General features: G+C 65.5%; 22 protein-coding genes. 2 read left to right on the top strand and 20 right to left on the bottom strand.

All coding sequences use genetic code 11. From position 1 onward, the window contains the following. Positions 1 to 9 precede the first annotated feature (9 nt). The 3 genes from AABA84_RS20025 to rimP are packed head-to-tail and all read right to left on the bottom strand — an operon-like array spanning position 10 to position 3088. Positions 10 to 693, bottom strand: a complete 684-nt coding sequence (locus AABA84_RS20025) for an RNA-binding protein (RefSeq protein WP_338312850.1) — start codon at positions 691 to 693, stop codon at positions 10 to 12. 23 nt (positions 694 to 716) lie between these two features. Next, positions 717 to 2327 carry a transcription termination factor NusA gene (gene nusA / locus AABA84_RS20020; protein ID WP_338312849.1) on the bottom strand — a complete coding sequence of 537 codons (1611 nt, stop codon included), beginning with the start codon at positions 2325 to 2327 and terminating at the stop codon, positions 717 to 719. A gap of 2 nt (positions 2328 to 2329) precedes the next feature. Next, entirely contained in the window at positions 2330 to 3088 is a 759-nt protein-coding gene (gene rimP / locus AABA84_RS20015) for a ribosome maturation factor RimP (protein ID WP_212243499.1), read from the bottom strand. A gap of 377 nt (positions 3089 to 3465) precedes the next feature. Between rimP and AABA84_RS20010 the strand changes: the two genes are divergently transcribed. After that, positions 3466 to 4548: a DUF2336 domain-containing protein gene (locus AABA84_RS20010; RefSeq protein ID WP_212243500.1), complete on the top strand. Its 1083-nt coding sequence runs from the start codon at positions 3466 to 3468 to the stop codon at positions 4546 to 4548. Here the strand turns inward: AABA84_RS20010 and trmB are convergent. The 16 genes from trmB to murJ all read right to left on the bottom strand — a co-directional run bounded on the left by trmB (position 4545) and on the right by murJ (position 19692). After that, positions 4545 to 5255: a tRNA (guanosine(46)-N7)-methyltransferase TrmB gene (gene trmB / locus AABA84_RS20005; protein WP_338307260.1), complete on the bottom strand. Its 711-nt coding sequence runs from the start codon at positions 5253 to 5255 to the stop codon at positions 4545 to 4547. The genes AABA84_RS20010 and trmB overlap by 4 nt on opposite strands. After that, a complete protein-coding gene (locus AABA84_RS20000; RefSeq protein ID WP_212243502.1) occupies positions 5252 to 6409 on the bottom strand; it encodes a M20 family metallopeptidase in 1158 nt (385 codons plus the stop codon). Before AABA84_RS20000 ends, trmB begins: the two co-directional genes overlap by 4 nt. An 84-nt stretch (positions 6410 to 6493) precedes the next feature. Then, positions 6494 to 6907, bottom strand: a complete 414-nt coding sequence (locus AABA84_RS19995; RefSeq protein ID WP_008131807.1) for a helix-turn-helix domain-containing protein — start codon at positions 6905 to 6907, stop codon at positions 6494 to 6496. Between the two features lie 222 nt (positions 6908 to 7129). Then, the gene (lnt, locus tag AABA84_RS19990) at positions 7130 to 8743 is read right to left on the bottom strand and encodes an apolipoprotein N-acyltransferase (protein ID WP_212243504.1); all 1614 of its coding nucleotides are present in this window, start codon (positions 8741 to 8743) and stop codon (positions 7130 to 7132) included. Further along, positions 8740 to 9858 (bottom strand): hemolysin family protein, encoded by a 1119-nt coding sequence (locus AABA84_RS19985; RefSeq protein WP_246549918.1) that lies wholly within the window; start codon positions 9856 to 9858, stop codon positions 8740 to 8742. The genes lnt and AABA84_RS19985 overlap by 4 nt, the downstream gene beginning before the upstream one ends. Position 9859: 1 nt before the next feature. Further along, positions 9860 to 10369: an rRNA maturation RNase YbeY gene (ybeY, locus tag AABA84_RS19980; RefSeq protein WP_212243514.1), complete on the bottom strand. Its 510-nt coding sequence runs from the start codon at positions 10367 to 10369 to the stop codon at positions 9860 to 9862. A gap of 62 nt (positions 10370 to 10431) precedes the next feature. Further along, positions 10432 to 11427 carry a PhoH family protein gene (locus AABA84_RS19975; protein WP_212243516.1) on the bottom strand — a complete coding sequence of 332 codons (996 nt, stop codon included), beginning with the start codon at positions 11425 to 11427 and terminating at the stop codon, positions 10432 to 10434. Positions 11428 to 11491: 64 nt separating this feature from the next. Continuing rightward, positions 11492 to 12886, bottom strand: a complete 1395-nt coding sequence (miaB, locus tag AABA84_RS19970) for a tRNA (N6-isopentenyl adenosine(37)-C2)-methylthiotransferase MiaB (protein WP_338312848.1) — start codon at positions 12884 to 12886, stop codon at positions 11492 to 11494. 183 nt (positions 12887 to 13069) lie between these two features. Next, complete coding sequence (locus AABA84_RS19965; protein WP_338312847.1) at positions 13070 to 13750, bottom strand: HAD family hydrolase; 681 nt, start codon at positions 13748 to 13750, stop codon at positions 13070 to 13072. 4 nt (positions 13751 to 13754) lie between these two features. Beyond that, positions 13755 to 14210, bottom strand: a complete 456-nt coding sequence (locus tag AABA84_RS19960; RefSeq protein WP_018319430.1) for a Fur family transcriptional regulator — start codon at positions 14208 to 14210, stop codon at positions 13755 to 13757. 39 nt (positions 14211 to 14249) lie between these two features. Then, positions 14250 to 14735: a ribosomal protein S18-alanine N-acetyltransferase gene (gene rimI, locus AABA84_RS19955; protein WP_212243522.1), complete on the bottom strand. Its 486-nt coding sequence runs from the start codon at positions 14733 to 14735 to the stop codon at positions 14250 to 14252. Beyond that, positions 14732 to 15427 (bottom strand): tRNA (adenosine(37)-N6)-threonylcarbamoyltransferase complex dimerization subunit type 1 TsaB, encoded by a 696-nt coding sequence (tsaB, locus tag AABA84_RS19950; RefSeq protein ID WP_212243524.1) that lies wholly within the window; start codon positions 15425 to 15427, stop codon positions 14732 to 14734. The genes rimI and tsaB overlap by 4 nt, the downstream gene beginning before the upstream one ends. Before the next feature lie 158 nt (positions 15428 to 15585). Next, positions 15586 to 16155 (bottom strand): NifU family protein, encoded by a 570-nt coding sequence (locus AABA84_RS19945; RefSeq protein ID WP_212243526.1) that lies wholly within the window; start codon positions 16153 to 16155, stop codon positions 15586 to 15588. A gap of 296 nt (positions 16156 to 16451) precedes the next feature. Beyond that, complete coding sequence (locus AABA84_RS19940) at positions 16452 to 16946, bottom strand: universal stress protein (protein ID WP_338312846.1); 495 nt, start codon at positions 16944 to 16946, stop codon at positions 16452 to 16454. 92 nt (positions 16947 to 17038) lie between these two features. Continuing rightward, positions 17039 to 18091, bottom strand: a complete 1053-nt coding sequence (gene trpS / locus AABA84_RS19935; protein WP_212243528.1) for a tryptophan--tRNA ligase — start codon at positions 18089 to 18091, stop codon at positions 17039 to 17041. Positions 18092 to 18159: 68 nt separating this feature from the next. Further along, positions 18160 to 19692, bottom strand: coding sequence for a murein biosynthesis integral membrane protein MurJ (gene murJ / locus AABA84_RS19930; protein WP_338312845.1), 1533 nt, complete (start codon positions 19690 to 19692; stop codon positions 18160 to 18162). 125 nt (positions 19693 to 19817) lie between these two features. Between murJ and AABA84_RS19925 the strand changes: the two genes are divergently transcribed. Further along, entirely contained in the window at positions 19818 to 20819 is a 1002-nt protein-coding gene (locus AABA84_RS19925) for an adenosine kinase (protein ID WP_338312844.1), read from the top strand. A 150-nt stretch (positions 20820 to 20969) separates the two neighbouring features. Here the strand turns inward: AABA84_RS19925 and AABA84_RS19920 are convergent, their stop codons facing one another. After that, positions 20970 to 22664 (bottom strand): AMP-binding protein, encoded by a 1695-nt coding sequence (locus tag AABA84_RS19920; protein WP_338312843.1) that lies wholly within the window; start codon positions 22662 to 22664, stop codon positions 20970 to 20972. Positions 22665 to 22692: the final 28 nt, after the last annotated feature.

Genomic DNA, 22692 nt, shown 5'->3' with positions numbered 1-22692 from the left:
TCGTATCTCTCAGAAATCCTGGCCGGGCTTTTCGGCAGTCTTGTCAGCGTCCGCCATCCGGTATCGGACCAGCATCTGGCTACGTGACAGGAATGACCTGCTCGCCGGGCCCGCGAGCAGGGCAGCATGTATCACATTTGACCGGGTCAGTGCCAAATCCAATTCTAACGATTTCAGCGCGGTGACGACGGGAATCTGCGGCTTGGCGCCGCGATTTCCGGCATTTTGACGCGCCAGCATGTCCAATTTGCGGATTCCGTCCGCGGCCCCGTCGCTGGCGTGGATCAGGACCCCGGCCGTGCCTTCCCGAAGGGCGCTTTCGACCTTGCCGAAGCCGGCCACAATCTGGCCTGCCTTGGCAGCAATCCCAAGGGCTTCCGTCACGCTCCGAACCAGGAGCGCCTCGATGTCGGCGGGAAGCGTCTGAGGGATGCGCAGCTCGCGCTTGAAGGCCTTGCTAAATTGGTGACGCCGGACGGCTTCCGCAACCACCCCGCGCGAGGCGGTGAGCCACATGCCGCGCCCGGGCAGCTTGCGCTTGAGATCTGGAACTACGTCGCCCTGCGGCGAAATGACGAAGCGGATCAGCTCGTCGATCGGCCGGACCTCGCGGCTGACCGCGCACATCCGCATGGTCGCGGACCTTTCGGTCCGCGGGCCATTGTCGAGATCGTGGTCAGCATCTGCGAGCATCCGGGCGACATTCTCCTTTGCCCTTAAGCCGGCTGATCTTCAGCCGCCTCAGCCTCTTCGGCCGGCTTGGCCAAGTCAGCCTCGGTGATCCAGCCGGCCTTGACGCGCGCCTGCATGATCATGGCCTCGGCATCGTCGCGGGAGACGTCGAGACCGTCGAGCGCGCCGGCGAACTTGGTCTGCTCGCCGCCTTCCTTACGCTCGGTCCAGCCGACCAGATCGTCGGTGGCGCAGCCGGCGAGGTCGTCGACCGTCTTGATGTCGTTCTCGCCGAATTTCACCAGCATCTTGGAGGTGACGCCGGGCACGTCCTTGACGGCGTCCTCGACGCCGAGCTCCTTGCGCTTGGCCTCGATCTCCGCTTCCTGCTGCTCGAGATATTCGCGGGCGCGGCTCTGGAGCTCCTGCGCGGTCTCCTCGTCAAAACCCTCGATGCCGGCGAGTTCCTTGAGGTCCACCATGGCGAGTTCCTCGACCGAGGTGAAGCCTTCGGACGCCAGCAGCTGGCCGACCACTTCGTCGACGTTGAGCGATTCCATGAAGACGCGGGTGGAGTTCTCGAAATCGGCCTGGCGGCGCTCCGATTCCTCCTGCTCGGTCAGGATGTCGATGTCCCAGCCGGTGAGCTGCGAGGCCAGACGCACGTTCTGGCCGCGGCGGCCGATCGCCAGCGAGAGCTGGTTGTTGGTGTCGGGGACGACGACCTCGATGCGCTCGCGGTCTTCGTCGATCACGACCTTGGACACTTCGGCCGGCGCCAGCGCGTTGACCACGAAGGTCGCGATGTCGGGCGACCACGGAATGATGTCGATCTTCTCGCCCTGCAATTCGTTCACCACGGCCTGCACGCGCGAGCCGCGCATACCGACGCAGGCGCCGACCGGATCGACCGAGGAATCCCGGGAAATCACGCCGATTTTCGCGCGCGAGCCCGGATCGCGGGCAACCGCCTTGATCTCGACGATGCCGTCATAGATCTCCGGCACTTCCTGCGCGAACAGCTTCGCCATGAACTGCGGATGGGTGCGGGAGAGGAAGATCTGCGGGCCGCGGGTCTCGCGGCGGACGTCGAAGATGTAGGCGCGGACGCGGTCGCCGTTGCGGAACACTTCGCGCGGCAGCATCTCGTCGCGGCGGATGATGGCTTCGCCACGGCCGAGGTCGACGATCACGCTGCCATATTCGACGCGCTTGACGACGCCGTTGACGATGTCGCCGATGCGATCCTTGAATTCCTGATATTGCCGGTCGCGCTCGGCCTCGCGCACCTTCTGCACGATGACCTGCTTGGCCGATTGCGCAGCGATGCGGCCATATTCCAGCGGCGGCAGGGTGTCTGCGATGGTGTCGCCGACCTGGGCGCCGGGATTGGCGCGCTGCGCGTCCACCAGCGAGATCTGGTTGGAATGGTTTTCGACCTTCTCGACCACCAGCATGTGGCGCGACAGCCGCAGCTCGCCCTTCTTCGGGTCGATCTCGGCGTGAACGTCAGTTTCGCTGCCGTAACGTGCGCGCGCCGCCTTGGCGATGGCATCCTCCATCGCCGCGATCACGATGCCGCGGTCGATCGATTTTTCGCGGGCAACCGCGTCCGCGATCTGGAGCAATTCGAGTCGATTGGCGCTGACTGCCATGGCTAGTCTCCTTCGTCAGGCTCGATCTCACCGCGCCGCGCGCGTTCGGCGGCAAGGCGATGTTTCTTCGTATTGGTCGGGGCCGGCTTCTTTTTTTGCGGCTTGGTGTTCTTGGTGATCTTCGCACTGATCTCCGCGTGCGGTGCTGCCGGCGGCTCGATGCCGAGGTCCCGGCGCATCTGGCGCTCCTCGGCCTTGCCGCGGCGCATGGATTCCGCGATCAGATCGTCGGTCAGCACCAGGCGGGCTTCGCCGATATCTTCCATCGTCAGGAGAACGTCGGGATTATCGCTCGCCTTGGCGTCGTCGCGACGCAGGTGCACGCGGTCGCCCTCGACGGCGCCGAGCGTCCCGCGGAACCGCTTGCGTCCCTCATGGGCCACCGCCATGTCGATCTTCACCAGATGGCCGGAATAGCGCTCGAAATCCGAGCGGCGGACCAGCGGCCGGTCGATCCCGGGCGAGGAGATTTCCAGCCGATAGGCGCGATCGATGGGATCGGCGACATCGAGCACGGGCGACAGCGCCCGCGAGATCGCCTCGCAATCCTCGAGCTGCATCGAGCCGTCCGGCCGCTCGGCCATGACCTGCACGGTGCAGCCGGCCTCCCCGGAAATACGGATCCGCACCAGGCGGTAGCCCATGCCCTCGAGCACCGGCGCTGCGACCGCGGACACACGTGCCGCCACGCCCGGCTCGACCACGAGCCTCGGCTCGGCCAGCAACTCGGCATCCGTGGAACCAGTGTTCGGTTCGGTCATATCAGGGGTCAAGGCGCTCGTTGGATAAGGCTTGGGTTAAGGCTTGGTTAAGATTTTCAAAGCCCGCTTCGGAACTCCCCGACGACAGCGCGTCGGGCCGCATCTTCCGCCAAGCCGCGTTCGGGTAATAAAAAAGAGCGGGTCCTTTCGGGCCCACTCTCACTACGCGGATCGTATGAGAAGATGAATTGGCGCTGATATAGCGCTTTCTGTCCCCCCGGACAAGGCCCATCGCAGGCCAGACGAGGCTTTTTGCGCCCGATTCGCGGCGCCCCGGGCCTAACGCTTCCTTCACCTCGGGGGGCTAAATTCCCTGATTGTGGGGCGGCTTGGACCAAGGGCGCGCCCGCGGCGTGCCCCGTACGAGTTGCGTTTTCATGACCGTTGCCACGTCGCTCATTCCCGGACTGGACGATATCGTCAAACGCGGCGATCCGCGGCGACGCGGCGAAATCGCGCGCGCCATCTCCGAGCTGTTCTTCCAGGATCCCGCAAGACTTCGGCCCGAGCTCATCGATCTCTTCGACAACCTCCTGATCGATCTCGTCCCGCATGCGGAGCTTGCCTCGCGCGTCGATCTCGCCGAGCGGTTCTCGCGATTGAACAATGCCCCGCCGCATCTGGTGAATCAGCTCGCGCGCGAAAACGAAATCGCGGTCGCAGGTCCAGTGCTGCGCAGCTCCCCCGTGCTCGACGACGCCGCGCTGGTCGAGATTGCGCGGCTGAAAGGTCAGGGGCATCTGCTGGCGATGACGGAGCGCCCCGCTTTGTCTCCCGTCATCACCGACGTGCTGGTGGAGCGCGGCGACCGCGACGTGGTGCGGCGCGCCGCGGGCAATGCCGGCGCGGTGTTCTCGCCTGGCAGCTATTCCGAGCTGATCAAGCGTGCGGCGCAGGACGGCGTGCTGACGCTCAAGATCGGCCAGCGCAGTGATCTCTCGGGCGAGAATCTGAAACAGCTTCTCGACGGAACGCTCGACGTCATCCGCCGCCGGCTCTCCAGCGTGGTCAACCCCGCGCGCCAGGTCGAGATCAAGCGCGCGATGGTGGCCATCGAGGAGGCCGCGCTGCCGCCGGGGCCACGGCGCGATTTCTCCGCGGCCCAGCGCACGGTGCTCACCCTGCATCGCGAGGGCCATCTCGGCGAGAGCGCGCTGCTCGGCTTCGCCAAGGCGAACAAATACGAGGAATCCATCGCCTCGCTCTCGGCGATGTCCGGCGTTCGGCTCTCGGTCCTCGACCGCCTGATTGCAGGCGACCGCTACGATCCGATCCTCATTCTCGGCCGCGTGCTGAATCTCGGCTGGCCCACGGTGCGCGCGCTCATCCTGCTCTGGTACGGTCCGCACCGCACGCCGGCCGATGCCGATATCGAGGCCGCGCGCGTGAACTTCACGCGCCTGATGCCGACGACCGCCGAGCGCGTCGTCAATTTCTGGCGCAACCGGCAGACGATCTAGAGTCGTCTGAATCGCAAATACGCCGCCTTCCGTCCCTCGCGTGCGGCCTTTCGGCCGTAGCGCGTCATGGTGTAGCCCGCCCACGGCTGCCTGAAGTCATCGGCGCGTTCGGCAAGCCAGACGAAATCCTGCGAACGCGCAAGATGCGACAGCGTCCAGGCGCAGTAATCGTCGATGTCGCAGACAAAGCGGAATTCGCCGTTCGGCTTCAGCACGCGTGCCATCGCGGCGATGGTCCTGTCCTGGACGAAGCGCCGTTTCCAGTGCCGCCGCTTCGGCCAGGGATCCGGATGGATCAGGTCGATCCGCGACAGCGATGCCTCGGGCAGCCAGGCCAGCAGCTCGGCGGCATCGCCTGCAAACAGGCGGATGTTGCCGATGTTGGCGGCCTCGATCTGCGCGAGGATCTTGGCCATGCCGTTGACATAGGGCTCGCAGCCGATGAAGCCTGTCGTGGCGAAGCTTTGTGCCTCGGCCGCCAGATGCTCGCCGCCGCCGAAGCCGATCTCGAGCCGCACATCGTCGGCGGCGGGATCGAAGATCTCGCTTGCATCCGCGGGCGTCTCACCGTCGATGTCGAGCGCCAGATGCGGCAGCAGTTGACCGATCAGCTCGGCCTGGTGCTGCCTGAGCTTGTGACCCTTGCGGCGCCCGAAGAACGCGCGCTCGCTGTCATCGCGATCGGGGGTTGATTTGCGCTCGCTCATCGCAGCGTCTGGTACAGGCGATGGAGCAGCCGCGCGCGCGGCGCGAGCGACGAGACATAGAGCTGCTCATAATGGGTGTGCGCGCCCTTGCCGTCGACGCCGAGACCGTCGAGCGTCGCGGTATGGGCCGCGGTGAAATTGCCGTCCGAGCCGCCGCCGGTGTGGGTGTCGACCAGCTCGAAGCCGATCTCGCCGGCGAGCGTCTTCGCATGCTCGTACAGCGAAGCGCCCGCGTTGCTCTTCTCGTATGGCGGACGATTGAGTTCGCCGGTGACGGTGACGGTGACGCCTTCGGTCTTCGACGTCAGCCCAAGGATCTTGCCGACGAACTCCTCTGCGTCCTTGAGGCTCAGCACGCGCAGATCGACTTCGGCATAGGCCTCTTCCGGCGTGACGTTGGGGCGCGTGCCGCCACGAACCACGCCGACATTGACGCTGACGCCGCGTGTCAGGTCGTTCATCCCTTCCAGGGCCAGGATGACGTTGGCGAGCTCGCGCACGGCGCTGCGGCCGTCTTCCGGCCGCGAGCCGGCATGCGCGGGCACGCCCTTGATGAGCACCCGGAAGCGTCCGACGCCCTTGCGTCCGGTGACGATCTTGCCGCCGTCGCGCGCCGGCTCCGTCACCAGCACGTATTTGGCCTTGCGCCCTTCGGTCTCGATGAGTGCGCGAGAGGTGGGGCTGCCGATCTCCTCGTCGGAGGTGAACAAATGCGTGATGCCGAGCGGCGAGCGATCGGCCGTCGCGCACAGCGCACCAAACGCGTGATGGGCGATATAGGCCCCGCCTTTCATGTCGTAGATGCCGGGACCGTAGGCGACGTCGCCTTCGACCTTGAACGGCAGCCGCTCGATGAATCCCATGGGATGGACGGTGTCGAGGTGGCTCAGCACCAGGATGCCCGGCCGGTCCTGCCCCCAATTCGAGCGCACCACGAGATGATCGCCGCAGCCATCGACGCCGGCGACGCGTTCGAGCGTGACAGGCAGATCGCGGTATTGCTCCGCGACCACAGAGATCAGCCTGTTGACTTGTTCAGGCGCTTCCGTCGGCGTCTCGACCTCCACCCAGCGGCGGATGCCATCGAGAATAGTTTGAGAATCGAACCAATTGGAGCCGGCCATGGGAGCATCTGTGCCTTTGAATCGCATCATCGAAGCGGACGCGCGTCAAAGCGCGGCCACAAATGACGACATAGGCCAGATTTGACGCAGTCTCAAATCGCCACTGAGTGGCGATCAGCGCTTGTCGGGACCTTCGCGAGCCGCAATCTGCTCGACGAGATCGACGATCGAGCGGCGCATCTTCGAATCGGTGATTCGCGTGAACGCCTTGGTCAACGCAAGTCCTTCGGAGGTCGCGAGAAAGTCCGAAACATAGGAGGGCGAAGCGCCTTCTGCGAAGCCGTCCGGCCCCGCCACGCCGCTCGGGCCGCCCTCGAACAGGAACGACACCGGCACCTGGAGAATCTCGGCGATCTGCTGGATACGGCTGGCGCCGACCCGGTTCGTGCCCTTCTCATATTTCTGGATCTGCTGGAAAGTCAGGCCCAAAGCTTCACCGAGCTTTTCCTGGCTCATGCCCAACATGATGCGGCGCATACGCACGCGACTGCCGACATATTTGTCAACAGGGTTGGGCGCTTTCGACATTTCCTCAGCCCTCCAAACACCACCTTCAGCGCAATCAACCGGAGTGCCTCAGGTGCAAGCATCGTCAAATCAAACCCTCTTATTGGGAAACATTGCGGAGAAATTTAGCAATGCACCGCTGTCTTTTGCAGCCGGTGCAGAATGGGGAGCCCATGTGCAGTCTGTCAACCGTGGGACTACGGTTGTCAAAAGCTTCCGGCCGCCTCCACGGCGATGGCGCGATCAGGCCTTCCGCTTGGCGACACGTCGGCGGACCGCCAGAATCACGGCCAGCGCGACCAGCATGGCGGCCGGCACGTCGCCCACGCGCGCATAGACGGTCGGTGATATCGCGGCAGGCAGGCTTGCATCCAAAATGCCTTCGATTCCGAGACCGAGGCTGGCGACGGTGCGGCCCACCGGATCGATCACCGCAGAGATGCCGGTATTGGCGGAGCGGACCAGCGGCAATCCGAGCTCGATGGCGCGCATGCGCGACTGCTCCAGATGCTGATAGGGGCCGGTCGAAATGCCGAACCAACCGTCATTGGTGAGATTCACGATCCAGCCCGGACGTTCGTTGCGTCCAGCCACCTCGCCGGGAAAGATCGCTTCGTAACAGATCAGCGGCAGCGCGGGCGGCGCGCCGGGCACCTGCAGCGCATGCCGTACAGTGCCGGGAATGAAGCCGCCGCGCACACGCGTCAGTTGCTCGAAACCGAGCTTCTCCATCAATGCCTGGTAGGGAAGAAATTCTCCGAACGGCACCAAATGCAACTTGTCGTACACTGCGAGCACGCTGCCGTCGTGATCGATCACGTAGATCGAATTATAGGCACGCGTGATCGGCGTGCCTCGCGGCAGGTCGGGCGCGCGGACCGAACCCGTGATCAGCACCGTGCCCTTGGGCAGAAGATCGGCGATCTGCGCCATCGCGTCGGCTTCGCGGGTCAGGAAGAACGGAAAGGCAGATTCCGGCCAGATCAGGATGGTGGCATCGCGCACGCCGGTCGATTGCGGGCCGGAGGCGCGGTCCGACAGCGCCAAATATCTTCTCATCACCTCCGACTTGGCGGCGTAGTTGAACTTGGCGTCCTGCTGCAGGTTCGGCTGCATCAGGCGCAGCTTGGCGCCAGCAACCATCGTGGTCGGATGCAGCGACAGGCGGATCGCGCCGAAGATGCTCATGACAAGCAGGAGCGCGATTGCGGCCGCCGGCACGCGCCACGCCAGGCGGCGATCGGGCGTGCGGTCGATCAGCGTCGCGGGGCTCGCGAAGATCGCAACCGTCAGGAATGTCATGCCCCACAGGCCGACCAGCGAGGCGGTCTGCGCCAGCGGCAGCGGCTCGGACAGCGCGTAGCCGAACGCGTTCCAGGGAAAGCCGGTCAGCGCGTGGCCGCGCAGCCATTCGCTGATGGTGAGGCTTGCTGCGAGCGCAAGCACGCGCGTGGCGTTCTTGGTCCAGAGCAGGCGTGCCAGCGCAAAGCCGATCGCCGTGAAGATGGACAGGTAAGCCGGCAGGCCGAGCACGGCGAATGGCGTCAGCCAGGCGAACACATCGGCCTCGACAAAGAAGGCGTAGCCGATCCAGTAGAGGCCGGGGACGAAATAGCCGAGCCCGAACCAGTAGCCGGTCAGCGCCGCGGCAGGGACGCCGTTGTATCGCCCAGCGCCGGCGCCATCGATCAGCCAGACCAGCACCGGGAAGGTGATGAACAGCACCGGAAAGAGGTTGAACGGCGCCAGCGCCAGCACCGACAGCGCTCCGCACCCCATGGCGATGACGGCGCGCTTCCATCCCCAGGCGAGGATGATGGCGAGCGCAATCTGCCGAAGTCGCTGGAATGGGCTCACTGCTGGCCGGTCCCGTCGCTTGGCGGCGGGGTGGGCGTGTCATTGGCCGGCGATTGACCGCTGTCCGGCGCAGCCTCGCGGCGCCGGCTCTCGCGCTGCGTGCGCGGCGCGGGACGCTCCTTCCGCGTCGAGATGCGCAGCCGCTTGACGCGGCGCGGATCGGCATCGAGCACCTCGATCTCGTAATTGCCGGGACCCGAGATCACCTCGCCGCGCACCGGCAGGCGCCCGACGAAGCTGACGAGATAGCCGCCGAGCGTCTCCACTTCCTCGCCGGCTTCGCCGGTGACGAAATCCTCGCCGATCACCGAGCGGACGTCGTCGAGGCTGGCGCGGGCGTCGGCGATGAAGGCGTTGTCGGGCAGGCGCACGATCGAGGGCGGCTCGTCGCTGTCGTGCTCGTCGTCGATCTCGCCGACGATCTGCTCGACGATGTCCTCGATCGAGACCAGCCCGTCGCTGCCGCCATATTCGTCGACCACCAGCGCCAGGTGGATGCGCGTGGCCTGCATCTGCGCGAGCAGGTCGATCGCCCGCATCGACGGCGGCACGTAGAGCAGCTTGCGGATGATGCGCGCATCCTCGAGCGGCAGCGCGAGATCGACGGTGCGGAGGTCGAGCCCGGCCGGCAGCGGCTTCTTGCGCTTGGTCTTGGTGGCTTCCGAGACGCGGGCACGCGCGGTCATGAAAGCGAGCAGGTCGCGGATGTGGACGATGCCGACGGGATCGTCGAGCGTCTCGTTGAAGACCACCAGGCGCGAATGGCCGGCGCTCTCGAAGCGGTCCATCAACTCGCCGAGCGGGATGTCGCGCTTCACTGCGATGATGTCGGCGCGATGCACCATGACGTCGGCAATGCGGCGCTCGTGCAGACCGAGGATGTTGCGCAGCATGGTGCGCTCGACCGCCGAGAAGCCGGTGTCGTCGGGCGTCGTCGCATCGAGCACGACCTGGAGGTCGTCGCGCACCGATCCCGCCTTCCAGCCGAACAGCGTGCGGATGGCGCGCAAGAGCCAGCCATCGGCGGTCGGGCGCATCACCTCGCCCTGGGGCACCACGGCCGGCAGATTGGCCGTGTGGCGCGGGTTGTCCTGGATCGGGTCGGAATCCGGCATCTCAGTGCGTCCCTGCGCGGTCTGCATAGGGATCGGGAATTCCCAGGTGAGCCAGGATCTGGGTCTCCAGTGCTTCCATCTCCTCGGCGTCGCCGTCGTTCTCGTGGTCGTAGCCGATCAGGTGCAGGAAGCCGTGCACGGCAAGATGGCTCAAATGGTGGTCGAACGGCTTTTGTTCCTCGTCCGCCTCGCGCCGCATGGTCTCGTAGGCGATCGCGATATCGCCGAGCATGCGCGGCGCATCGCCCGGCTTCCATTCACCCTCCGGCTGGAGCGCGGGAAACGACAGCACGTTGGTCGGCTTGTCGATGCCGCGCCAGTTGCTGTTGAGGGTGCGGATGCCGGCATCATCGGTCAGCATCACCGCCACTTCCGCGTCGGCAACGTCGTCGTCGACACTCTCGGCGGCGGCCGCAACCGCGCGCTGAATCACGGCTTCGGAATCGGGCTCGTGCTGCCAGCAATCGGCGACGACGAGGACCTCGGTCATGGGAAGATTCGGTTGCGACATTGTCTTTGTTCGGAACGATGAGGCGCCTTCGTCCGCGCCCTCTGGGTCCGGCTGTTGCCTCGTCAGGATTTGCCGGCGGCCGGCCGCTGCGGCGAGCCTTCGTAGGCAGCGACGATCCGCGCCACGAGTTCGTGGCGGATCACGTCCTCGGCTTTGAAATGAACCTGGGCAATGCCCTCGACGCCGCCCAGGAGGCGGGTCGCTTCGGCCAGGCCCGAGGTCTGGCCGTTCGGCAGGTCGATCTGCGAGGGATCGCCGGTCACGATCATGCGGCTGTTCTCACCGAGGCGCGTCAAGAACATCTTCATCTGCATCGACGTGGTGTTCTGCGCCTCGTCCAGGATGATGGCGGCGTTGGTGAGGGTGCGGCCGCGCATGAAGGCGAGCGGCGCGATCTCGATCTCGCCGGTCTGAAGTGCGCGCTCGACGATGCGCGCATCCATGAGGTCGTAGAGCGCGTCGTAGATCGGGCGCAGATAAGGATCGACCTTCTCGCGGAGATCGCCGGGCAGGAAACCGAGCCGCTCGCCCGCTTCCACCGCCGGACGCGACAGGATGATCTTGTCGACCTCCTTGCGCTCGAACAGCTGCGCGGCATGCGCGACCGCGAGCCAGGTCTTGCCGGTGCCGGCCGGGCCGATGCCGAACACCAGCTCGTGGCGCTTCAGCGCGCGAATGTAGGAATCCTGTGCGGCGGTCCGCGCGCGCACCGGGCGCTTGCGCAGATTGATGCTGTCGAAGCTGGATTTGGCCGATTTGGCGTCGAACTCGAACAGGGAACCCTGGGCGATCACGGCGCGGATCGCGCCCTCGACCTCGCCCTGGTCGAGATCCTGCCCCTTCACGGCCTGCGCGTAGAGCATCTCCAGCACGCGGCGTGCGGCGTCGCAGCCGTCGCGCGTGCCGCCGATCGTGATGTGGTTGCCCTTGGAATCGACGACGACGCCGAGCCGCCGCTCGATCTGCGCCAGATGCTGGCCGTAGGGGCCGACCAGCGCGGAAGCGGCGCGGTTGTCGTCGAAGTCGATGACGACCTGGGTCTCGGGCGGAACTTGCATGTCGCGGTCAAATTTGCGGCTGGGAGCGAGAGAAGACGAATCCGATGCGCTTTTTGGCAAGGGTTCAGGCTCCGATGGCTGGCGATAAAGCGGGCTCGCGCGCCCCACGCGGCGTCACGAGCTCACCGAGAAAGCTGTAGCGTTCGAGGCTGTCGATCCGCACAGGCAGGATTTGTCCGATGATGTCGGGCGAGGCCATCACATGGGCGGGCTGCAGGAATGCAGTGCGGCCGACGATCTGGCCGTCCTTGCGGGCCGGACGCTCGAACAGCACATCGACCGTTGAGCCAATCGCAGCCTTGTTGAAGGCCGATTGCTGGCTGTCGATCAGTTCCTGGAGCCGCTCCAATCGCTGGTCCATCTCGGCGGGGGACACCGTCTCCTGCATGTCCGCGGCCGGCGTTCCCGGCCGGGCGGAGTATTTGAACGAATAAGCCGCAGCGTAACCGATTTGCGTGACAAGCGCGAGGGTGGCGAGAAAATCTTGCTCGCCCTCGCCGGGGAAGCCCACGATAAAATCTGATGAAAAAGCAATGTCTTGGCGAGCGGTGCGGAAACGGTCGATGACCCGCCGGTAATCATCGGCGGTATGTTTCCGGTTCATGGCCGCCAGAATGCGGTCCGAACCCGATTGCACCGGCAGGTGCACGAACGGCATCAGGGCACCGAGATCGCGATGGGCGGCAATCAGGCTGTCGTCGACGTCGCGCGGGTGGCTGGTCGAATAGCGCAGCCGCGCGATGCCGGGAATCGTCGCCAGATGCTCGAGCAGCCTGCCGAGCGGCCAGGTTTTTCCGTCCGGTCCGTCGCCATGATAGGCGTTGACGTTCTGCCCGATCAGCGTCAGCTCGCGCACGCCGTTGTCGGCAAGGCGTTTCACGTCGTCGATGATCTTGGCGACAGGACGGGAGACTTCCGAACCGCGCGTATAAGGCACGACGCAGAAGGTGCAGAACTTGTCGCAGCCTTCCTGCACCGTGACGAAAGCGGAAATGCCGCGCGCGCGGATCGCATCGGGCTTGGGCTGAGCCAGGAAGCCGAACTTGTCCTGGGCAGGAAACTCGGTCTCGATCGCGCGGCCTTCGTCGCCGGCGCGCTTCAACAGCCCCGGCAAATGATGATAGCTCTGCGGTCCCACCACGACATCGACGACAGGCGCGCGGCGCACGATCTCCTCGCCCTCGGCCTGGGCGACGCAGCCCGCGACCGCAATTTGCATCGTGCGGCCCTCGCGCGCAGCCTCGTCCTTGGCGACGCGCAATCGGCCGAGCTCCGAATAGACCTTTTCGGAGGCCTTCTCGCGGATGTGGCAGGTGTTGAGGATGACGAGGTCGGCGTCATCAGCGCTGGCCGTCTCCACGAATCCTTCTGGAGCCAACGTGTCCACCATGCGCTGGGCATCGTAGACGTTCATCTGGCAGCCATATGATTTGATGTGCAGCTTGCGCGGCGGCGTCATGGAACCTGGAATTGAGGTGGAGGACGGCCCTCAGATATAGGTTGGAGGGACGAAAATCCAGCGAATGGGCCCCTTGGGCCCGTCATTCCGGGCGCGACGCAGTCGCAAACCCGGAATCCTGAGGTTTTGGGCGAGATTCCGGCTTCACGCGCGCTGCACGTGCCCCGGAATGACGGTCAAAGGCTACCTCACGGGGCGGGCCGCCTCGATCCGTCGGATCAGCTCCGGCAATTGCCGCATATCATCGAATGTCGATCCGGCGCCGGCGGCGCGCAGCCTTTCGGCGTGGCCCGGCGGGCAGTGGCTGCCGCCGTGAAAGCCCAGCACGGTCATCCCGGCCGCGGACGCGCCGGTCACCCCGGGGACGCTGTCCTCGATCACGAGGCAGCGTTCGGGCGTGACTTTCATCTGCTTGGCGGCGAACAGAAACAGATCGGGAGCGGGCTTGCCGCGAGCGACCTGGCTCGCTGAAAAGATGTGGGGAGCGAGCAGGTCGTAGAGGCCGGCGCAGGTCAGGCCGTGAGTAATCTTCTCCGGCGTGCTGCTCGATGCGACGCATTTGGGCAGATCGATTGCGCTGATCGCCGCAGCCACATGGGTGATCGGCTGCAGATCGCTGGCGTAGAATTGCAGTGTGGCCGCACTGATCTGCTGCTCCAGATCAGCCGGGAGGCTGCGGCCGATTTCCTGTTCGACCATCAGCCGCGCGTCCTTCTCGGATACGCCGAGGAAACGGACCAGCACCTGCTCCGACGTGATCGGATAGCCGTGCCGCGTCAGCACATCCGCATGCGCGCGACAGGAGATCACCTCGCTGTCCACGAGCACGCCGTCGCAGTCGAAGATGATGAGGTCGACGGGCACTAAATCAAGACGTCGGCTTGTCGTCGTCGAGGGGGACGCAATAGAGCTCGAGCCGGTGGTCGACCAGCCGGTAGCCGAGCTTGCGGGCGATTTCCGCCTGAAGCTTCTCGATCTCCTCGGAGGTGAACTCGATCACCTTGCCGTCGCGCAGATTGATGAGGTGGTCGTGGTGGCTGTCGCGCATCTGCTCGTAGCGGGCGCGGCCCTCGCGGAAGTCATGGCGCTCGATGATGCCGGCATCCTCGAACAGCTTGACGGTGCGATAGACGGTCGAGATCGAGATCTTGTCGTCGACGGCAACGCAGCGCCGGTACAATTCCTCGACATCGGGATGATCGATCGCCTCCGCGAGCACGCGGGCGATGACACGGCGCTGCTCGGTCATGCGCATGCCGGTGGCGGCACAGCGCGCTTCGATGCCGGACGCCTTGGATGCGGAAGAAGGTTTCAGTGCGGTCATAGTTTGTCTGCCTGGCGGGGGCGCTTTCTGCCACCGATGTTACGACAAGTCACGTCGCATCAGAAGGGCGTTCAATTGTTCCCCGTTTGGCTGCTTATAGTAGCGTTCGCGGCGCCCGACCACCATGAATCCGCACCCGTCATAGAGCCGCCGCGCCGGCTGGTTATTTTCCTCGACTTCGAGAAATATTGTGCGCACGCCGCGCCCCGCGAGGTGGCCGAGATGGGTCATCAGCAGCGTGCGGGAGAGGCCGCGGCCGCGATAGGCCTCGTCCACCGCGATCGAAAGGATTTCCGCTTCGTCCGCCCCGATCCGCGATACCGCGAATCCGACGGTCCTGCGGCCGAGGCGTAAGCGATGCACGAGCGTGTTGCGCTCGCTGACCATGCTCTCGAATTCGCCCTCGCCCCAGCCGCGCGCGAAGGAGGCGCCGTGAAGCTGCGCCAGCTGCGCGGCGTCACGCACGGATGCGGGCTCGACGGCGGCGGTGCCGCCGCGCCACCATTCCGATAGCCATCTCATCATGGGGTCGGGGCTTGTGCTGCAAATGGCGGCTGGGCCGCCGGCTTGGCGTCGGGCGCCTTCAGATAGAACGGCCGCGCCGGATTCGCCTCGGGATCGGCGGCGGCGCCGAGCCATGCGACCCAGCCGATATCGGGCGCGGGCTGCGCATCGACCGCAACCGGCTGCGGGACATCCTTCGGCCAGCGCTCGGCGAGGATATTCGCGGCATTGCCGACCAGATGCGGCGCGCCGAATTGCGAGGCTGCGATCGCCTCGTCGACGGGAGCGACGCTCGGCCGCACCAGCTGGCTGCCGTCGCCGGCGACGATCTGGAAATAGACATGGTCGTGCCGCGCGTCGATTGCGGAGATCACGGGTGCCGATTTGCTCTGGCCGACGATGGCGGCGGCATAGGCCGACAAGGTGGTCAGGCCGATCGCCGGCCGCTCAGCCGCAAGCGCAAGGCCGCGCGCCGCCGAAATGCCGACGCGCAGGCCGGTGAAGCTTCCGGGGCCGACGGTGACGGCGATGCGGTCGAGCGAGGTGAAGGCGAGATTGGCCGATTGCATCACGCGCGCGATCATCGGCATCAGGGCCTCGGCGTGGCCGCGCTTCATGAGAAGCTGCTCCTGCGCAACGAGCTCGGCCGTTTCGGTGTCGAGTACGGCGACGGAGCAGGCGTCGAGCGCGGTATCGATGGCGAGGATCAGCATGACGTGATCATAGCATCGGCAATTGGATGATGCCTAAGGTTCTAGCCGTCATGGCCGGGCTTGACCCGGCCATCCACGACTTTGCGGCCCCAAAAACGTGGATGCCCGGGACAAGCCCGGGCATGACGGAGTGAAAATCGGTGCGCAGGCCGTGCAACTCACATCGGCCGGACTTCGACCACGTCAGGCACGAAGTGCTTGAGCAGGTTCTGGATGCCGTGCTGGAGCGTCGCGGTCGATGACGGGCAGCCGGAGCAGGCGCCCTTCATGTTGAGATAGACGATCCCGTCCTTGAAGCCGCGGAAAGTGATGTCGCCGCCGTCATTGGCGACCGCCGGCCGCACCCGGGTCTCGATCAGGTCCTTGATCATGTCGACCGTTTCGGCATCGGCCTCGTCGAAGAACTCGTCCTCGTCGTCGAGATCGGCATCGCCTTGAGCCGCGCCGTCGGCAAGCAGCGGCGCGCCGGACATGTAGTGCTCCATGATAGCACCGAGGATCGCGGGCTTGAGCTGCTGCCATTCACCGTTCGCCTTGGTCACGGTGATGAAGTCCGATCCGTAGAACACGCCGGTGACGCCGGGCACCTCGAACAGCTTTTCGGCCAGCGGCGAGCGCGTGGCGGCTTCGCGGCTCGCAAATTCCATCGGACTGCCGTCGACCACGACGCGGCCGGGAATGAACTTGAGCGTGGCGGGATTGGGGGTGGCTTCGGTTTGAATGAACATGGTTTTCTCCAGACGTCGCCGGTTCAAGGCCGGCGCGTGCCCTATCCACTAGCAGATGGCGACGACGAACGCACGATCAAGGGGAGAAGCGAGCGTTTCGTTGTTATATCAGCGGGTTAAGGTGCTCTCCCCTGGAGGGGGAGGGTCGATCGCGCGCAGCGCGAGCGGGGTAGGGTGATCTCTCCACACGGGCACCGTTGGATGGTGAGAGACCGTCACCCCACCCCACCCCATCTCACGCCTCGCTTCGCTCGACATGAGCCGACCCTCCCCTCCAGGGGAGGGTTAGAAGTGCCCTACGACAGCGAATCGACGCTTTGGTCGCTCAGCGCGCCGGAAATGATCGTGACGGGAATCGGGAACGTCCCCACCGCATGCGCGAGCAGCGCGACCAGGGGGCCCGGCCCTTCCGCGCCCGGATTGGCGGCGAGCACCAGCATGGCGATGTCGGGGTCCTCGTCGATCACGGCGCGCAGCTGTTCCATCGGCACACCTTCGCGGATCACCCGCTCCGGGGTGATCGCGGCGATGCCGTTGGCGCGGCCGGCGGCACGGTCGAGCGCGGCCTCCGCCGCTTCCTGCGCCTCCGCGCGCATGATGTCGGCGACCCCCAACCATTCCTGGCTCTGCGGTTCGGGTTCGATGATGCGCAGCATCACCACGCCGCCGCCGGCGCGGATCGCCCAGCGGCTGGCATAGTAGACCGCGCGATCCCATTCGGCGGTCTCGTCGACGACGACGAGGCATTTGGGCTTGTGACCCGGCTCGAAGCAAAGTCGCTTGCTGGTCATGCATGTCCCGGCATGTACACGGCCGGCATGCTGCCACACTCCCGCAAGGTTGGGGAGAGGAGATGCGGCCGGCGCGCTGGCGCCGACCGTCTTTAGCGCCGGCGGATGAAGCCGACGATGTCCTTGGAGAGCTTCATCGTCTCGTCGGCGATGGCGCGGGCCCGGTCGGAGCCGTCGTTCAGGATCGAATCGATATGGCCGGGGTCGGCGACGAGGCGCTTCATCTCGCCGGCGATCGGTGCCAGCTTGGTGACGCACAATTCCGCCAGCGCGTTCTTGAAGCTCGAGAACTGGCCGGCGCCGAATTCGCGCAGCACATCCGCCTTGGGGCGGCCGGAGAGCGCGGCGAAGATGCCGACGAGGTTGTCGGCTTCGGGACGCGCTTCCAGGCCCTTCTCCTCCGTCGGCAGCGGCTCCGGATCGGTCTTCGCCTTGCGGATTTTCTGCGCGATGGTGTCGGCATCGTCGGTCAGATTGATGCGCGAATTGTCCGACGCATCGGACTTCGACATCTTCTTGGTGCCGTCGCGCAGGCTCATCACCCGCGTCGCCGGGCCCGTGATCAGGGGCTCCGGCAGCGGGAAGAACAGCCCGTCATTGGCGCCGAGGTTGCGGATCGAGTCGCCAAAGTCGTTGTTGAACTTCTGCGCGATGTCGCGCGAGAGCTCGAGATGCTGCTTCTGGTCCTCGCCGACCGGCACATGGGTAGCGCGGTAAAGCAGGATGTCGGCGGCCATCAGCACGGGATAGTCGAACAGGCCGACGGAGGCGTTCTCGCGGTCCTTGCCGGCCTTTTCCTTGAACTGGGTCATGCGGCCGAGCCAGCCCATGCGCGCGACGCAGTTGAAGATCCAGGCGAGCTCGGCATGGCCGGAGACCTGGCTCTGGTTGAACACGATGTGCTTTTTCGGATCGATGCCGCTCGCGATGAACGCCGCGGTCACCTCGCGGGTGTTGCGCGCGAGCTCGGCCGGTCCGCCCCAGACGTCCACGCCCTGCGTGATCGCGTGCATGTCGACGACGCAATAGATGCAGTTGTGGGTTTCCTGCATCTTCACGAAGTTGACGATGGCGCCGAGGTAATTGCCGAGATGCAGATTGCCGGTCGGCTGGACGCCCGAAAAGACCCGTTCAACGAATGGCATGGTAAGCCTTCCCATAGGTATTCGGCCGTCGTTTCCAACAGCGGCGCTGCCCCGTCAAGGGCAATTCGTCAGGCGGGCCGCTTCAAGGCGGCAGCCGCCTCGCGCCACGAGGCCGCGCCGAGGATTTGCAGCAGCAGGCCGTAAACGGCGATCCCGGCCGCGATTTGCAGGCCCAGCACGATGAAGCGGATGAAGCCGTGCGCCTCGGCGGGCACGAGGCCTGTGGTCAGCCAAAGCAGGGCGCCCATCGCACCGGCGGCGAGCACGATCCGCGGCAGCCGCTTGCGGGCGGCGGCATCGACCGAGAAGCCGAACGCGGCCGTGCCCTTGCGCAGCAACGAGAGCGCGCTGCTCCAGGCGCCGGCCGCGATGCTCGCCGCGATCCCGCTTGTGCCAAAGACATGGCCGAGCAGCACGGCGAGGGCGACCGCGACCACAAAACCTTTGGCCGTCGCCAGCAGCGGCGTCATCGTGTCGCCGCGGGCATAGAAGGCCGGCGACAATGCCTTGATCAGCACGTGCGCCGGCAGGCCCAGCGCCAGCCACATCAGCGCGTGCGCGGTCGCCGCGCTGTCCTCCGCGCCGAACGCGCCATGCTCGAACAACAGCCGCACGATCGGCTCGGCCAGCACGATCAGGCCGAGCGTGGCGGGGAGCGCCAGTCCGGTCGCAAGCTCCAGCGCGCGCGATTGCGCGTGTGCTACCGCATCACGGTCACCGCCACTCACCGCGCGCGTCAACTCCGGCACCAGCACGGTGCCCATGGCGACGCCGACGATGCCGAGCGGCAGCTCGATCAGGCGGTTGGCGAAATAGAGCCAGGACACCGCGGACGGCGTCGCCGATGCGATGATCGCGCCGGCCACCATCAGCCATTGCGGTCCCGAGCTTGCGATCATGCCGGGGATCGCCTTGGCGAAGAAGCTGCGCATCTCCTTGTCGAAACTGACGCGCAGAGGCGTGGCGAGGCGCGCACTTCGCTGCGACAGCAGCATCAGGAGCTGCAGCAGGCCGGCGATGCCGACCGTGGCCGCCAGCAGCCATGCGGCGAAGCCGGCGTCAGCGTGCCAGACGAGCAGCAAAGCGATCGCAGCGATCAGCGCGATGTTGAACAGCAGCGGCGAGAATGCCGTGAGCGCAAAGCGTCCTTGCGCATTCAGCAGCCCCATCAGCACGGTGACGGGACCGGCGAAGGCGAGATAAGGCAGCATCAGCCGCGCGTTCTGGACGGCGAGATCGAGCGTGCCGGTACCGAGAAAACCGGGCGCGATGACCGTCATGATCAGCGGCATCAGAAGGGCAATCGCGAGCGAGATCACGATCAGGGCCGCACTGACCGTGCCCAGGACGCGCCCCGCGAATGCTGCCGCAGCGTCCGCGCCATCGCGGTCACGGATGCGCAGCCAGGCCGGGACCAGCGCCGCGTTCAGCGCGCCCTCGCTGAGCAGCCGGCGCACCACGTTGACGAGCTGGAATGCGGCCAGGAATGCGTCCGCCACGGCGCCGGTGCCGAGCAGCGCCGCGATCAGGGAGTCGCGCGCAAAGCCCAGCAGCCGCGAGGCCAGTGTTCCCGTCGAGACGGTCAGGAAGGAGCGGATCATCGGCTCTTTATCATACCGTTGCTTGCCCGCGCAGGCCCGGTCGTGATAGGCCGCGAGCCAGATTTCAGGCCGACAGGAAGCGGATTTTCGCAGGGATCGCAATCCGCCAAACAGGATCAAGGTGAATGGCTGACGTGAAATATGACGTTCTCGGCATCGGCAACGCGTTGTTCGACGTGCTGGTCAGGACCGACGAGGCCTTTTTGGCCAAGCACGGCATGACCAAGGGCAGCATGTCCCTGATCGACGAGGCGCGGGCCGCCGCCATCTACAAGGACATGGGGCCGGCCACGGAAGTCTCGGGCGGCTCGGCCGCCAACACCATTGTCGGCATCGGCAGCCTGGGCGCACGTGCGGCCTATGTCGGCAAGGTCAAGGACGACCAGATCGGCAAGCTCTACATGCACGACATCCGCTCAGCCGGCGTCGCCTTCAACACGCCCGCCGCGAAGGACGGCCCCGCCACCGGCTGCTCCTACATCCTGGTCACTGATGACGGCGAGCGCACCATGAACACCTATCTCGGCGCCGCGCAGGACCTTTCGCCCGCCGATATCGATCCGGCCGAGATCGCCGGCGCCGGCATCGTCTATCTCGAAGGCTATCTCTGGGACCCCAAGAACGCCAAGGACGCCTTCGTCAAGGCGGCCAAGATCGCCCATGACGCCAAGCGCAAGGTGGCGCTGACGCTGTCGGATTCCTTCTGCGTCGACCGCTATCGGGACGAGTTTCTCTCGTTGATGCGCAACGGCACCGTCGACATCGTCTTCGCCAACGAGTCCGAGCTGCATTCGCTCTACATGACCTCGGATTTCGACACCGCGCTGAAGCAGCTGCGCAACGACGTCAATCTCGGCGTGGTCACCCGCAGCGAGAAGGGCTGCATGGTGGTCTCATCGGAAGACGCCGTCGCGGCTCCGGCGTTCCCGGTCGACAAGGTGATCGATACCACCGGTGCCGGCGACCTCTTCGCCGCCGGCTTCCTGTATGGCCTGGCGCGCAATCTTGCGTACAAGCAATGCGGTGAGCTCGGTGCGCTCGCGGCCGCCGAAGTCATCCAGCACATCGGCGCCCGCCCGCTGGTGTCGCTGAAGGAGCTGGCGCAGCAGCGCGGGTTGACGGCTTAAAGTCCTGCTCTCGCCTCAATCTCCGCTGTCGTCGCCCGGCTTGACCGGGCGACCCAGTATTCCAGAGGCGTTAGTGGGTTACGGAGAAGCCGCGGCGTACTTGATTCCCCGCCTTCGCGGGGAATGACAGTCTTCGTGTGGTGAGAGCCCTCACGCCGTCTTCGCCGCCTTCAATCCCAGCCGCTGCTCCACGGCGTCGCGCATCATGAATTTCTGGATCTTGCCCGTCACCGTCATCGGGAATTCGTCGACGAACTCGACGTAGCGCGGGATCTTGTTGTGAGCGATCTGGCCGTCGCAGAAGGCGCGGACCTCCTCGGCCGTCAGCGTCTCGCCCGGCCTGACGCGAATCCAGGCGCAGAGTTCCTCGCCGTAGCGGGCGTCGGCGACGCCGAAGATCTGCACGTCCTGGATCTTGGGGTGACGGTACAGAAACTCCTCGATCTCACGCGGGTAGAGGTTCTCGCCGCCGCGGATCACCAGATCCTTGATGCGGCCGACGATGTTGCAATAACCGGCGTCATCGATGGTGGCGAGGTCGCCGGTGTGCATCCAGCCATTGGCATCGAGCACGTCGGACGTCTTTTCCTTCTCCTCCCAATAGCCCAGCATGACGCTGTAGCCGCGGGTGCAGAGCTCGCCGCGTTCGCCCCGCTTGACGATCTTGCCTTCGAGATCGACGACCTTCACCTCGACATGCGGGTGAATGCGGCCGACGGTGGAGACGCGGCGCTCGAGCGGATCGTCGGTCGCGCTCTGGAAGCTCACCGGGCTGGTCTCGGTCATGCCATAGGCGATGGTGACCTCGCGCATGTTCATCTCGGTGTTGACGCGCTTCATCACCTCGATCGGGCAGGGCGCGCCCGCCATGATGCCGGTGCGCAGTGATTTCAAATTGAAATTCTTGAACTCGGGGTGGTCGAGCTCGGCGATGAACATGGTCGGCACGCCATATAGCGCGGTGCATTTCTCCTGCTCGATCGCGCGTAGCGTCGCGAGTGGATCGAAGCCCTCGCCCGGGTAGACCATGGTGGTGCCGAGCGTGACCGAGGCGAGGTTGCCCATCACCATGCCGAAGCAATGATAGAGCGGCACCGGAATGCAGATGCGATCCTGTTCGGTCAGGCGCATCGCGCGCCCGGTGAAATAGCCGTTGTTGAGGATGTTGTGGTGGGTCAGCGTCACGCCTTTCGGCGATCCCGTGGTGCCGCTGGTGAACTGGATGTTGACGGGGTCGTCGAACTGAAGCGCGGCACCGAGCGCGGCAAGTTGCTCGCGATGCTCCGCTCTGCCCATGTGCGCGACCTCCTCGAACGCGACAGTGCCTGAGGCCGCCGGGCCGCCGATCTGGATCACCATCCGCAAGGCCGGCAGTCGCGCCGCCTGCAACTGTCCGGGTTTGGCACTCGCCAGCTCCGGCAGCAGCGTGTTGAGCATCTCCATGTAATTGCTGGTCTTGAACGCCGTCGCCGTGACGATCGCCGCGCAGCCGACCTTCTTCAGCGCGAATTCCAGCTCGCTGAGCCGGTAGGCCGGATTGATCGTCACCAGGATCAGGCCGGCTTTGGCGGCGGCGAACTGCGTCAGTGTCCACTCCGGCCGGTTCAGCGACCAGATGCCGATCCGTTCCCCGCGTTCGAGCCCGAGCGCGAGAAAGCCGGCGGCGAGCGCATCGACCCGCTCGGCGAATTCTTTCCAGGTCCATCTGACGCCGTGGCTGGGCGAGACCAGCGCCTCGCGATCGCTCCAGCGCCGCACCGCGTGGTCGAGGCTGCGACCGATGGTGTCGCCGAGCAGCGGCGTATCCGAGATGCCGCAAACGTAGCTATCGCCCTTCTCTGCCAAGTCGATGTCCTCCAGCCCAAATCCTTGT

The sequence above is a fragment of the Bradyrhizobium sp. TM239 genome, assembly GCF_036247985.1.
GTDB classification, from domain to species: domain Bacteria; phylum Pseudomonadota; class Alphaproteobacteria; order Rhizobiales; family Xanthobacteraceae; genus Bradyrhizobium; species Bradyrhizobium ottawaense.
This window is presented reverse-complemented; position numbering and strand designations above follow the sequence as displayed.

What these genes read in the sequence shown, in the direction of transcription:
- AABA84_RS19945 (WP_212243526.1), bottom strand. Translation starts at nt 16,155, where the DNA reads ATGTTCATTCAAACCGAAGCCACCCCCAATCCCGCCACGCTCAAGTTC.
- murJ (WP_338312845.1), bottom strand. Translation starts at nt 19,692, where the DNA reads ATGATCCGCTCCTTCCTGACCGTCTCGACGGGAACACTGGCCTCGCGG.
- miaB (WP_338312848.1), bottom strand. Translation starts at nt 12,886, where the DNA reads ATGACGCCGCCGCGCAAGCTGCACATCAAATCATATGGCTGCCAGATG.
- AABA84_RS20025 (WP_338312850.1), bottom strand. Translation starts at nt 693, where the DNA reads ATGCTCGCAGATGCTGACCACGATCTCGACAATGGCCCGCGGACCGAA.
- tsaB (WP_212243524.1), bottom strand. Translation starts at nt 15,427, where the DNA reads ATGCTGATCCTCGCCATCGATACCGCGCTCGACGCCTGCTCCGTCGCC.
- AABA84_RS19940 (WP_338312846.1), bottom strand. Translation starts at nt 16,946, where the DNA reads ATGACCAGCAAGCGACTTTGCTTCGAGCCGGGTCACAAGCCCAAATGC.
- AABA84_RS20010 (WP_212243500.1), top strand. Translation starts at nt 3,466, where the DNA reads ATGACCGTTGCCACGTCGCTCATTCCCGGACTGGACGATATCGTCAAA.
- AABA84_RS19985 (WP_246549918.1), bottom strand. Translation starts at nt 9,858, where the DNA reads ATGCCGGATTCCGACCCGATCCAGGACAACCCGCGCCACACGGCCAAT.
- trmB (WP_338307260.1), bottom strand. Translation starts at nt 5,255, where the DNA reads ATGAGCGAGCGCAAATCAACCCCCGATCGCGATGACAGCGAGCGCGCG.
- rimI (WP_212243522.1), bottom strand. Translation starts at nt 14,735, where the DNA reads ATGATGAGATGGCTATCGGAATGGTGGCGCGGCGGCACCGCCGCCGTC.
- AABA84_RS19925 (WP_338312844.1), top strand. Translation starts at nt 19,818, where the DNA reads ATGGCTGACGTGAAATATGACGTTCTCGGCATCGGCAACGCGTTGTTC.
- rimP (WP_212243499.1), bottom strand. Translation starts at nt 3,088, where the DNA reads ATGACCGAACCGAACACTGGTTCCACGGATGCCGAGTTGCTGGCCGAG.
- AABA84_RS19995 (WP_008131807.1), bottom strand. Translation starts at nt 6,907, where the DNA reads ATGTCGAAAGCGCCCAACCCTGTTGACAAATATGTCGGCAGTCGCGTG.
- nusA (WP_338312849.1), bottom strand. Translation starts at nt 2,327, where the DNA reads ATGGCAGTCAGCGCCAATCGACTCGAATTGCTCCAGATCGCGGACGCG.
- AABA84_RS19960 (WP_018319430.1), bottom strand. Translation starts at nt 14,210, where the DNA reads ATGACCGCACTGAAACCTTCTTCCGCATCCAAGGCGTCCGGCATCGAA.
- AABA84_RS19975 (WP_212243516.1), bottom strand. Translation starts at nt 11,427, where the DNA reads ATGCAAGTTCCGCCCGAGACCCAGGTCGTCATCGACTTCGACGACAAC.
- ybeY (WP_212243514.1), bottom strand. Translation starts at nt 10,369, where the DNA reads ATGTCGCAACCGAATCTTCCCATGACCGAGGTCCTCGTCGTCGCCGAT.
- trpS (WP_212243528.1), bottom strand. Translation starts at nt 18,091, where the DNA reads ATGCCATTCGTTGAACGGGTCTTTTCGGGCGTCCAGCCGACCGGCAAT.
- AABA84_RS20000 (WP_212243502.1), bottom strand. Translation starts at nt 6,409, where the DNA reads ATGATGCGATTCAAAGGCACAGATGCTCCCATGGCCGGCTCCAATTGG.